Genomic DNA, 11,824 nt, shown 5'->3' with positions numbered 1-11,824 from the left:
GGTTTTATTACTTCGCAAAACTTTCAGCCAACTGTTTCTCTCTCCACATAAATGTAATAGCGAGACCAACTATTAAAACAACTCCTGAAAATGCATATGGATAATGAATATTCATATCAAATAATATTCCGCCCATCGCTGGTCCTGCGATATTTCCTAAACTCGTATAAGTCGAGTTCATTCCAGCAACGAATCCTTGCTCTTTTCCAGCTGCTTTTGATAAAAACGTCGTTAAAGCTGGACGAAGTAAATCAAATGCTAAGAAAATGAAGCAAGTAACGAGAAGTACAATCCAATAATTAAAGACTACAGTTGAGACGAATGCTAATACTGCCCCTACAATTAAACATATTTGGATTAATACTTTCTCACCGAACATGTCTACCAATTTGCCAAACATAAATACTTGCACAACTACCCCAAAGATTGAACTAATTGTAATAATTGCTGCAATATCTTTCGGCGAGAAGCCAAATTTATGATCAGAGAACAAGCTAAACACTGTTTCATACGCTGATAATCCGAATGCGAGTACAAATACGATAATAAATGCAATTGCATACATTGGATGTAATGATTTCTTTAAATCACCAATAAAACTTGATTCCTTCGTATTAGAAGAAATCTCTGCAAGTTCTTCTTTCGTTAACGGTTCTTTTAAAATAAAGATCGAAATCACACATGCTATAAAGGCAATTGCTGCTGCAACGAAAAACGGCACACGTATACCGTATTCTGCAATAAATCCGCCGATTCCAGGCCCTATAATGAATCCAGTACTAATAGCTGCAGATAAGTATCCCATCGCCTTTGGACGTTCCTGAATAGATGTAATATCCGCAACATATGCCGTAACACCAGGCATAATAAACGCAGCACTAATTCCGCCTAACACCCTTGCTACATAAAGCATCCATACATCTTTTCCCAATCCAAAAAGAAGCTCTGAAACACCAAAAATAAATAATCCAATGATTATCATTTTCTTCCTACCGTAAAGATCAACCCATCGGCCTGTAATAGGTGAAGTAATGAGCTGTGCCATTGCAAATACTGCAACGAGATATCCCATCGTCTTCCCTGTTAAACCCATATCATTCATAAAGGACGGCATAACCGGAATGATTAATCCAATCCCTAGAAAAGCGATAAATATATTACTCAAAAGAATGACCAATACCATCTTTTGCTCTTTTATCGGTTTCTTCACTTTTTAACACCTCTTCCCGTAAGTTCCTCTCAAAAAATAATGCCCAAGAAGCTTTTTCTTTATCCTGCTCTTTGCGGGCTAGTAATAAGTGAAGATGCCTCCACTCATTAGAATTTCACTCTATCCTTCCACACATACATAAGCATTAGGTGAATGACTATCATTCAGTTTTCCTCAAAAATGAACCTACCTTTTCAGACAGGTTCATCTTACTACTTCTTTATATGTAGTGCATGTGTTAAAAAATCTAGTACTTCTGCCTTTTGTAGCTCGACTTGCTCATCATCTTTATGATCATATAAATAAACTTGTTCCGCTGCTGATTCAACAAGAGCGATAAATAACTTCGCTGTTCGTTCTGCGTGAACCGAATCACGAATTTCACCAGCTTCTTTCGCCTCACTTAAAAATTCGCTTAACCACATATAAAGAGGCTCATACACAGCTTCCCACTCTTTTATATGTTCTGTAGATGCAAGACCCGCATACATTAAAGCTTGTATTTCACGGTATTCCTCTATAAAGTGAAACACTGCATCGATTACTTGTGCCACTTTATTTGAAAAAGGTACATCTTTTTGTACTTTCTCTATCACTGCAAGTATCATCTTTTCAACCATCACTTCTGCTATTGCAGGCATAACAGATAGCTTAGAAGGAAAATATAAATAGAAAGTTCCTTGCGCAATGCCAGCTAATTTCACGATATCAGAAATCTTCGTTTTTTCGACGCCCTTTTCCTGAAACACTTCAATAGCTGCATAGACAATTTTCTCTTTTTTATTCATCATCTAAACCCTTTCACACGCATATTGAATGACTGTCACTCATTTTATAAGATAATTGATTGTACTGTCAATGATAGTGAACTCTAAGAGGAAATCATTTTTTTATAATAAAATCTCCTAATAAACAATTAGGAGATAGAAATACAATATATCTTTAAGAAAGTGCCTTTAATCCTGTCACTCCACATACAATAAGAAACACACTAATAATACGCGCTTTACTTTTCGACTCCCCAAACAAGAACATGTTTAATAAAACGGCACCTGCTGTTCCAATACCGATCCAAACCGCATACGCGACACTGACTTGTAAAAATAAGAAAGATGTATACAAGAATGCGAAGGATGTAGCAAACCCGCCTATATAAATCGCACCATTGGCTAATGTTTTATCTTTACTATACATTTTAAGTCCTATCACACCGACTATTTCACTAATTGCAGCACAAAATACGAAAAACCAACCCATCTTTAAGCAGCTCCTTCCACAGTTTCTTCTTTATTATCAGCTAGCTTTAAACCGATAACGCCAGCTACAACCATCACGATAAAGAATAATTTTCCTACACTGAAACTCCCGCCGAAAAGGAATACATCCATTAAGAAAGTACCTACCGTACCAGCTCCGGCGAAAACAGCATATACAGTCCCTGTTGCAAGATGTTCACACGCTTTAGAAAGGAAGTGAAAATCAACAGCGATAACTCCTAAAATAATAATCCAATGCCACCAAGTATTAGCCGTATTAAAACCAAACACCCAAAAAATTTCAAAGATACATGTTAATATGACATATAACCAAGCTCTATTTTTCATACCTCTCACCTCTTATGACTGACTATCAGTCATTTTTGTTTTAAAAAAAATATGCTCTTTCATCACTACTATATATAAACAACTATCATCCTCATTTACCATTGTATTTGTTCCATTTTTAAACTAACTACATCCTGTCACATAAAAAATGACTGAATGTCATTCATATATATTGTACATGAACATTTTAAAAACTGTCAATGCCGAAAGTTTATTTAAAATTTCTTTCATCCGATTTGTATATTTCTCAATAATCTGTCAATACTGCTAGTAACATAATATTTTCTCCACTCCCCCTTGGAGAGATCCCTTGAATGGAGCAGTTAGCTTTTGCTAGCTGCTCTTTTTTATTTGTCCGCACACTATGATGAAATACTCATAGATCAAATCCATTTTTCATCACATAACAACCATCTATTTATTTTCCAATGAGTTTTTGTATGCACTAATTTTATTCTCAAGCATCTTCTCTGTAACTTCTAAGTTTTCTCTTTGAATCTGAATAGATTTCCTATGATCTTCTAGGAGCTGTAAACGAGCTTCTGTTGTATGCTCCCCTTCTGTATATAATCTAGCGTATTCTCTTATTTTCGCTATTGGCATTTGCGTTTGTTTTAATTTCATTACAAACTGCAACCACTTTATATGTGACTCTTCGTAAAGTCGATTTCCATTTGTATCACGATTTGCAATTAATATATTTTCCTTTTCATAATAACGTAGTGTATGTGTGCTCACGCCTAATAATTTTGCTACCTCGCTAATTGTGTACATACTAAAACTCCCTTCACATGCTTACCCTCATATATTTTATAACCGTATCAAATTTATAAAAAACGTTTGACTTAGAGTATACTCTAACAAATACAATCTAACCATAAATGAATTTGAATTTAGGGGGATTTTATATGAAATACACGGTTATTACTGGCGCAAGTTCCGGAATTGGTTATGAAGCAGCTTTAGCATTTGCATCTCGCGGAAAAAATTTAATACTTGTAGCTCGAAGACAAGAAGAATTAAACGAATTAAAATTGAAAATTAACGAAATGCATCCAGAATTGGATGTTGTCATTCGAAAAACTGATTTATCTGTTACTGCAGATGTTTATAAACTTTATGAAAGCCTACAATCTTTTCAAATTGAAACGTGGATTAACAACGCAGGTTTTGGTAATTTCGCCTCAATTGCTGAACAAAATTTAAATAAAATCGAGACGATGTTGCATGTCAATATAGAAGCACTAACAATACTCTCTTCTCTTTTCGTTCGAGATTATTCAAAGGTTGACGGAACACAGCTTATTAACGTTTCATCGGGCGGCGGATACACGATTGTTGCTGATGCTGTTACGTATTGCGCTACGAAATTCTATGTAAGTGCATTTACAGAAGGGTTGTCTCACGAACTGAAAGAACAAGGCGCAAAACTGCAAGCAAAAGTTTTAGCTCCTGCTGCAACTGAAACAGAATTTGCGAAGCGTTCATTTGATATTGATGAATTCCAATACGATAATGTTGTACCAAAATTCCACACTGCAAAACAAATGGCACAATTTATGCTCGACCTTTATGATAATGATAATGTTGTAGGAATTGTCGACGGCTTAACATATAACTATGAACTTAAAGATCCACTTTATAATTTTGCCGTGAGACAAAAGAATTCAAATTCTTAATAACCTGTCCATTTCTTATGGAAATATATGTTCCCACTATATATGTAAATAATAGTGGGAGCTTTTTCTCTATAAAATTTTCATCCAACATACCGCACCATCGCCACTTCATCACAATAGTCCACCTTTGGACAATGTCTACAATCAATCCATACTTTCTCTGGCAACGCTTCTTTATTTATAAAATCAAATCCACACTTTTGAAAAAATACTGTTTCATATGTTAAGGAAATTACTCTTCTTACATTTATTTTTGTAGCTTCCTCCATTACATGATTTACGAGCATACGCCCTATCCCTTTCCCTGCATATGTATGCGAAACTACTAACGATCGTATTTCTGCAAGATCTTCCCCCAATACATGCAATCCAGCAACTCCAACAATTCTCTCGTCTTCTTTCATAACATATAAACATTGCAAATATTGATAAAGAGACAAAAGAGAACGTGGTAAAACAACTCCCTCTTTTGCATAAACCTCAATAAGACTATAAATTTCTTTCACATCACTCGTCACCGCATTACAGATTTTCATATTACATCCCCTTGCCCCTCAATATTAATATTTATAACTTAAAATGAATTTTAATACATAATTTTATATAATAATACATCTCTCTTTTCTCCTCGTCAATCACTTTATGCAAACAAAAAACCAAGCAATCTAATTGATGCTCGGTTCCTCATCTCGTATCGGCAATACTGTTGAATATTTAATTTCACGAAGTGCCAAACTCGTCTGTATACGTGTAATACCAAGCTTATTCAGCTTTCTAATAAACTGCTCCAGTTCTTTACGATCACGATTTGCAACCTTTAATAAATAATCGTACTCTCCTGTTAAACAGTGACATTCTAACACTTCCGGCATCGATTCTAATTCTTTCTCCAACACTTCCAGCTTGTCAAATTGATGAATATTTGTACTCATAAAAATAAAACATAATAAATCAAATCCAAGCTTTTCTTGATTTAAAATCGCAACTTGCTTATCGATGAAACCTTCCCCATCCAATCTTTTTATTCTTGCATGCATCGCAGCCGGTGATAAATTAACGCGACGTGCCAGCTCTGCATTACTTACTTGTGACTCCTTCTGCAATATATCTAAAATTTGTACATCCAAATCATCCAACACTTTAATAACAGACGACTCCATTACAATTCCCCCTTTTTTCTTACCGATGATTATTCGAAAAAACACCTTATACCTTACGCGAAACTGAATATCATTCCGTAGACATCACTCATAACTAAAGATTTTATCGAGTTTTAACCATTATACAAAAGAATATATTACACAATAAAGAAAAATGCTAAAATTATTTACAATTCGTATTGATTACAAAAAAGGGGATTTTAGCATGCCTTATTTTTACGTCTTTTTACTATTACTAACGAGCTTATTATGGGGAGGAAATTTTGTCGTTGGAAAATCACTCGTCGATCATGCATCGCCGATGACACTGACAAATTTAAGATGGATGATTGCGATTGTTTGTTTATTACCAATGGTATGGTTTAAAGAAAAGAAAATCCTTCCACCACGTACCGCAATACTTCCTTTAATATTGATGGGAATTTCAGGGGTCGCTCTTTTTAACATCTTTCAATTTTTAGCATTAGAAAAAACATCCGCTACGAATGTAGGTCTTATCTCTACATTGAATGCAATTTCAATCGCATTATTTTCAGTATTATTTCTAAAAGAAAAAGTAAATACACTCCAAATCCTATCCATGATTCTTTCATTCTTCGGGGTTATCCTCGTCCTATTAAAAGGTGATTTCTCGCTTTTATTTTCACTACATTTTAATAGTGGCGATTTATGGATGATTGCAGCAGTCTGTATTTGGGGAATCTATTCTGTTTGTAGTAAATGGGCAACAAAAACAACTACACCACTTATGGCAACGTTGTACTCTGGTGTTTTCGGCGTTATTTTATTACTACCGTTTAACATAGGTAGCTTCACTGTTTCAAATATAAATACTTCTTTCATCACATCACTTTTATATACCGGGCTTATTTCGACAGTTCTTTGTATGGTATTTTGGAATATTGGTGTACAAAAATTAGGTGCAACTACATCAGGTATTTTTCTAAACTTCAATCCAATTTTCACAGCCATTTTAGCATTCATATTCCTCGGAGAAGAATTAACGTGGATACAAATTTTAGGAACAATTGTCGTTGTAACAGGATGTTATTTATTTTCTCATTTTAAAACTGTTGCCGTTCAGCCTGTTAGACCTTTAATGCGAAAACATTCTTAATAAAAAAACATCGTCATCTGGGTTGGCGATGTTTTTATTTTCTCTTCATTTCTTTTCTTTTATATACTGCTTTTCCTCTTCTGGCGATAAACGTTCCGTCGCCTTGCCAGTATCTCCACCTTGAAGGCTCCATAAAAAGTTATGCTCCTCAACAGTTTGAGAAAAATCTCCTTTTTCCCATCTATTTATAATAGAAAATAACTTCATTTTATATTGAAAACCTGTACTATTTTCAATATCTCTTTTCACATTAGAAATTTCCTTTTTTGTCATCTCTACAAATCCCCATTTTTCAGAGGATTTTACCTTTTGGTGCACCATTTTATGCATAGTAGAAATAATTTCACCTTCACTAATTTGCGGAGCTTCTTCTGCAGCTTTTTTCTCTTTTTCGTTTGCCGCTCGCTCGGTTTGAATATTTGTATTTTCTTTTTCCACATATGCAAGCAATTTCTTTCCGCCAACTATAGAAGAGATGATTACCATAATGGTAATACATATACCTACAATCCATTTAAAAAGCATTAGCTCTTCATCGCTTCCCTAACAATATGACTATCTACATACTGCTTAAACTTCACGATTTTTCCATTTTCAAGCTGCCATACATGAACAAATTCTGCTTCAAATGATTTTCCTGTTTCTTTATAAACTCCAGAATACATACCTTCAGCAATAATTACATCTTTTCCGTTTACTTCATGATATGTATTTACACTTGCTTTATAATCATCCCATTCTGATCCTAAACGGCTAAATACATTTTCCATTATAGCTTCTACGCCTGTATATGTTCCGCCATACGGGAAACCTTCTGCCTCTGTCCATTCCACTTTTTCAGAGAGGGCTTCTGCTAAATGCTTTGCATTCGAAGAAGCTGATCCTTCATACGTGCTTTGAATAATTTCTAAATTTGATTTAGGCATATTACTTCCTCCCGTTTATTTATTTTTACACAAGACGTAACCAATGTAGTTACATCTTGTGTAAAAAAATATTTAAATTGTTTCATTCGTGATTCATTAGTTGTAATCATTATAGTTACAATGATTCTTCAAGTCAACAATTTATAAATAAAATTTACTTCGTTTTCATTACTTTCTCTTTTAAGAAACGATCTACATATCCTTCTGCTTTTACTACGAATAAATACGCACCCATTGATAATAATGCAAGATCTAATTCATATCCTGGATTCTTTCCATCTCCTAATAAACCTGCTGCTCCATTTACCTTTACGATAGCTCCAGCTAAAATAAGAGCGAATAACAATCCTACATATCGTACACCTAAACCGATAATTAATAATATACCACCAACTAATTCTACAGTTGCTACGCCGTATGCAAGGCCACCTGGTAAACCGATGCTTGTAAACCATCCTGCTACATTATCGATACCTGATTGAAACTTTGCTAAACCGTGTGCAAAGAACGTAACTCCTAACACGATACGAATAATTAAATTCCCAATATATTGATTCATTTTGAACTCTCCTTTTTGTTTTGTTATGGTGAACTTTTATTTACAAGTCAAAACAATACGGTATTTTATTTCATTCGTCAAATACTTTTTTAAAGAAAACAAAAAACATTATCCGTTTTACGGATAATGTTTTCCTACAGAATAGCGCTAATTCAAGCTTTTATTCTATCGCATAGAAAAAGTTGAAACATTTTTCCAGCGCCAATATAAGGCAGTAAAGAAACGTCCTCTTCCACAACTATTCCAACAACATTCACTTTCTCATCTACAGGTAAATCATGTGTAGCAACTTGCATCTCCCCTGCATATCTACCGTACAATTCATTATCAATTGTAATGCTGCCTTTCTTTCTTACAATTGTATGCATCGGCTGTAAAACCACTCTATTTCCTTCCCTTGATTCTACAGATCGAATAACATCACGAGCCGGATCTAGTCTATTTGTATGCACTTGCTCCACCACTTTTAATACTTCTTTATCAGTTATAAATGATTTGTAACGCAATGGAATAATCCCTCTACTCGCACTAGCTACTTCTTGCATACTTTCCAAACTTGCGCTTATATCTCCAATCAATACTTTCTCAACACCACAATCTTGAACAAGTTCTAAGTACGCTTCAAGCGGGCGCATATTGCGATGTTTTTCTAACGTTGGTAACCCTTCATATAACGGACCACGTTTTTCCGCATCTCCTGGAATAAATGCCATCGTTTTTATTCCGCACTCCTGTAAATATTGATTTTGTTTTTGTAAGAAGGACTTTGCTAGTCCCGTCTCTGGACGTGGATAAAAATTATGCCACGCTTCTACATTCTCTACTCGTATATGTTCTGTAAGTAATTCTTTCCAAAATGGCTTTGTAATCGTACTCGCATTTAAAGCTACTTTCATCTTATGAGATACGCTTGCAATTTCTTTTGGCGCAATGCCGTAATCCATTCTTAAACCGGTAATGCCCCAGTCCAATAGTTCTTCCACATTTTCATATGTTAGCCCTAAATGATGTAACGATTTTGGAGAAACATCAACCATTAACTCCATTTCATGTGCAAGAGCTTGTTTCCCTAATATTTGAATTAACTCTTTATACGTATTTGGATCATCTTCTGGAATGTGCAGTGATGTAAAAATAGACGTAAACCCATTTTCCTTCGCTATTTTTAGCCACTCTTCTTGTTTCTCTACTCGTTCTTTTGAAAGATAAATGGAAACTCCGATCATATAAATCTCCCTTTCTATTAATAGAAAAAGAGAAAGGAATCCCTTTCTCTATATGTTTTCTGCCATTTCTTCTTTAAATCCGAAGAAGTACGTAAAGATAAATCCGAAAGCATATGCAATTACTAAACCTAAGAAATAGAGTAAATATTTATTTTCAGCAATTAACGGAATTAAAGATAGCCCTGATACGCCAATTCCAAGAGAAGCTGTTTGCATAACTGCTTGGAATGCACCACCGACAGCCGCTCCTAAACAAGCAGTAATAAACGGTTTCCCAAGTGGTAATGTCACCCCGTATAATAACGGCTCACCAATTCCTAAAAAGCCAACTGGCAATCCACCTTTAATTACGTTACGAAGTCGTTTGTTTTTTGTTTTCACATAAATCGCAATCGCTGCGCCCACTTGGCCAGCACCAGCCATTGCAAGCACTGGTAATAAAGGTGTTACGTGTGTTTGATTAATAAATTCCATATGAATTGGTGTTAAACCGTGGTGTAATCCGACCATAACAAGTGGTAAAAATGTTCCAGCTAGCACTGCCCCAGCAAATGCCCCACCAACATTTAAAATTGCGTTAATACCGCTCGTAATACCATCAGATAAGAATCCCGCTGCTGGCTGAATCGCTAACATCGTAACTATACTTACAGCTAATACAGTAATGAGTGGTGTCACGATAATATCAACTGCATTTGGCACTGCTTTTCGAACTTGTCTTTCCACTACAACCATAAGCCATGCTGCAAAAATAACTGCAAACAATCCGCCCCGTCCGGGCACTAATGCTTCACCAAACAATTTTACGTTTGCCATCGCCGGGTTGAAAATTAAAATACCAGCAATTGCCCCAAGAACCGGTGTCCCGCCAAATTCTTTCGCTGTATTCCAGCCGACTAAAATTCCTAAGAATGTAAAGATACCGCCGCCAATGAGTAGTAACATTTGTAACCACGTTGCATTTGGATCAGCACCAGCATTTTTCGCAAAGTTAGCAACCCCGTTTATAATTCCTGACGCAACAAGCCCCGGAATTAATGGGATGAAAATACTTCCTATTTTTCTTAAAAAGTTTTTCACCGGTGTATTATTTTTCTTCTTAATCTCTGATTTCATCTCTTGCCCAATATCTTCAAGGTGATGATCTGCTACCTCACCAATTCGTAGTCCTGTCAAACCTTCCATTTCAGCTGCTACTTTATTTACTGTTCCTGGACCAACGACAACTTGAAGCGTCTCATCTTCTATAACACCCATAACGCCTTCAACTTTTTTCAAAAGGTCCATATTTACTTTACTTTCATCATGAAGCGTTAAACGTAGTCTCGTCATACAATGAGCAATACTACGAATATTTTTTATTCCCCCAAGTTGCTCCGAAATTTCCTTGGCCATTCTCTCTTCTTTCTTCATAATAGAATCCCCCTCCCTATTACTTTATAGTGCTTTCTTCACAAACCCTTTTGCGTATTTTAGTTTCTCCAGTGCTTCCCCATACTCACACTGCAACAACACCATAACAATGGCAGCTTTTACGTTACGTTCTGCCTTTTCATAATACTCTGCCGCTACTTCATAACTAGCGCCTGTTGCTTCCACAATAATTCGTTTTGACCGTTCTACTAACTTTTCATTTGTGGATTGAACATCTACCATTAAGTTTTTATATACTTTTCCTACACCAATCATCGAAGCTGTTGAAATCATATTCAGCACTAATTTTTGTGCTGTACCAGCTTTTAAACGCGTTGATCCTGTTAATATTTCTGCACCTGTCTCTACTTCCACATTTAACTTTGCATATTTACTTATTTCAGCATTTTTATTACAAGAAATACTCGCTGTACTCGCTCCTACGCTCTGTGCGTATTTCAAGCCGCCAATTACGTAAGGAGTTCTGCCACTTGCAGCAATGCCAATCACTGTATCTTTCTCATTTAATCCAATACTTTTTAAATCTTCTTCCGCTAACTCTTCGCGATCTTCGGCACCTTCCACCGCTTTAGTAAACGCTTTCAATCCACCTGCTATAAACCCTTGCACCATTTTATCATCCGTGCCAAATGTCGGCGGACATTCCACTGCATCTAGAATACCTAAACGACCACTCGTACCAGCACCAATATAAATTAAACGTCCCTCTTCTTCAAAAGATTGAATAACAGTCTGTACAACCTTTTCAATTTGTTCTATCTCTTTTTCAACTGCTAACGCAACAGTTCGATCTTCTTCATTCATACTTTGCAACACTTCTTTTATGCTCATTTCATCCAGATTCATTGTTTTCTCATTACGATGTTCTGTCGATAAATTTTCTAACATATTTCCACCCTCTTTGAAATT

Annotated in this window: 15 protein-coding genes; 2 read left to right on the top strand and 13 right to left on the bottom strand. The window is 35.6% G+C overall.

All coding sequences use genetic code 11. The annotated features are described in order from the left end of the window. Positions 1 to 7: 7 nt before the first annotated feature. The 5 genes from N2V79_RS04350 to N2V79_RS04330 all read right to left on the bottom strand — a co-directional run bounded on the left by N2V79_RS04350 (position 8) and on the right by N2V79_RS04330 (position 3,588). Positions 8 to 1,210 (bottom strand): MFS transporter, encoded by a 1,203-nt coding sequence (locus tag N2V79_RS04350; protein ID WP_048655892.1) that lies wholly within the window; start codon positions 1,208 to 1,210, stop codon positions 8 to 10. A 212-nt stretch (positions 1,211 to 1,422) separates the two neighbouring features. Then, positions 1,423 to 2,001, bottom strand: coding sequence for a TetR family transcriptional regulator (locus N2V79_RS04345; RefSeq protein WP_340719598.1), 579 nt, complete (start codon positions 1,999 to 2,001; stop codon positions 1,423 to 1,425). Between the two features lie 151 nt (positions 2,002 to 2,152). Continuing rightward, positions 2,153 to 2,467 (bottom strand): DMT family transporter, encoded by a 315-nt coding sequence (locus N2V79_RS04340; RefSeq protein ID WP_000539671.1) that lies wholly within the window; start codon positions 2,465 to 2,467, stop codon positions 2,153 to 2,155. Positions 2,468 to 2,469: 2 nt separating this feature from the next. Next, positions 2,470 to 2,814 (bottom strand): DMT family transporter, encoded by a 345-nt coding sequence (locus N2V79_RS04335; RefSeq protein WP_000796022.1) that lies wholly within the window; start codon positions 2,812 to 2,814, stop codon positions 2,470 to 2,472. A 414-nt stretch (positions 2,815 to 3,228) separates the two neighbouring features. Continuing rightward, positions 3,229 to 3,588, bottom strand: a complete 360-nt coding sequence (locus N2V79_RS04330; RefSeq protein WP_000288069.1) for a MerR family transcriptional regulator — start codon at positions 3,586 to 3,588, stop codon at positions 3,229 to 3,231. 134 nt (positions 3,589 to 3,722) lie between these two features. On the opposite strand from N2V79_RS04330, the gene N2V79_RS04325 reads away from it, so the two are divergent. Next, positions 3,723 to 4,493 carry an SDR family NAD(P)-dependent oxidoreductase gene (locus N2V79_RS04325; RefSeq protein WP_340719597.1) on the top strand — a complete coding sequence of 257 codons (771 nt, stop codon included), beginning with the start codon at positions 3,723 to 3,725 and terminating at the stop codon, positions 4,491 to 4,493. Positions 4,494 to 4,573: 80 nt separating this feature from the next. On the opposite strand, the gene N2V79_RS04320 is transcribed toward N2V79_RS04325, so the two are convergent. Next, entirely contained in the window at positions 4,574 to 5,029 is a 456-nt protein-coding gene (locus tag N2V79_RS04320) for an N-acetyltransferase (protein ID WP_000686663.1), read from the bottom strand. A gap of 129 nt (positions 5,030 to 5,158) precedes the next feature. Continuing rightward, positions 5,159 to 5,653, bottom strand: coding sequence for an Lrp/AsnC family transcriptional regulator (locus N2V79_RS04315; protein ID WP_000446096.1), 495 nt, complete (start codon positions 5,651 to 5,653; stop codon positions 5,159 to 5,161). Between the two features lie 205 nt (positions 5,654 to 5,858). Here N2V79_RS04315 and N2V79_RS04310 point away from each other — a divergent pair, with 205 nt between their 5' ends. Then, positions 5,859 to 6,770 carry a DMT family transporter gene (locus tag N2V79_RS04310; RefSeq protein ID WP_340719596.1) on the top strand — a complete coding sequence of 304 codons (912 nt, stop codon included), beginning with the start codon at positions 5,859 to 5,861 and terminating at the stop codon, positions 6,768 to 6,770. A 45-nt stretch (positions 6,771 to 6,815) separates the two neighbouring features. Here N2V79_RS04310 and N2V79_RS04305 read toward each other — a convergent pair whose 3' ends face one another. From N2V79_RS04305 to murQ, 6 genes are all read right to left on the bottom strand, one after another. Further along, positions 6,816 to 7,295 carry a PRK06770 family protein gene (locus tag N2V79_RS04305; RefSeq protein WP_069355055.1) on the bottom strand — a complete coding sequence of 160 codons (480 nt, stop codon included), beginning with the start codon at positions 7,293 to 7,295 and terminating at the stop codon, positions 6,816 to 6,818. Continuing rightward, entirely contained in the window at positions 7,295 to 7,696 is a 402-nt protein-coding gene (locus N2V79_RS04300) for a nuclear transport factor 2 family protein (protein WP_059304115.1), read from the bottom strand. The genes N2V79_RS04305 and N2V79_RS04300 overlap by 1 nt, the downstream gene beginning before the upstream one ends. Positions 7,697 to 7,850: 154 nt before the next feature. Further along, on the bottom strand, positions 7,851 to 8,255 hold the full coding sequence (locus tag N2V79_RS04295; RefSeq protein ID WP_001077751.1) for a DoxX family protein: 405 nt from the start codon (positions 8,253 to 8,255) through the stop codon (positions 7,851 to 7,853). A gap of 152 nt (positions 8,256 to 8,407) precedes the next feature. Further along, a complete protein-coding gene (locus N2V79_RS04290) occupies positions 8,408 to 9,481 on the bottom strand; it encodes a DUF871 domain-containing protein (RefSeq protein WP_069355054.1) in 1,074 nt (357 codons plus the stop codon). A gap of 48 nt (positions 9,482 to 9,529) precedes the next feature. Continuing rightward, positions 9,530 to 10,894: a PTS transporter subunit EIIC gene (locus tag N2V79_RS04285; protein WP_090978485.1), complete on the bottom strand. Its 1,365-nt coding sequence runs from the start codon at positions 10,892 to 10,894 to the stop codon at positions 9,530 to 9,532. 24 nt (positions 10,895 to 10,918) lie between these two features. Beyond that, positions 10,919 to 11,803, bottom strand: coding sequence for an N-acetylmuramic acid 6-phosphate etherase (gene murQ, locus N2V79_RS04280; RefSeq protein ID WP_340719595.1), 885 nt, complete (start codon positions 11,801 to 11,803; stop codon positions 10,919 to 10,921). Positions 11,804 to 11,824 lie beyond the last annotated feature (21 nt).

Source organism: Bacillus sp. CH_70 (assembly GCF_038007045.1).
Lineage (GTDB): Bacteria > Bacillota > Bacilli > Bacillales > Bacillaceae_G > Bacillus_A > Bacillus_A cereus.
Note: the sequence above shows the minus strand (reverse complement) of the source record. Positions and strands in the feature narration are given on the sequence as shown.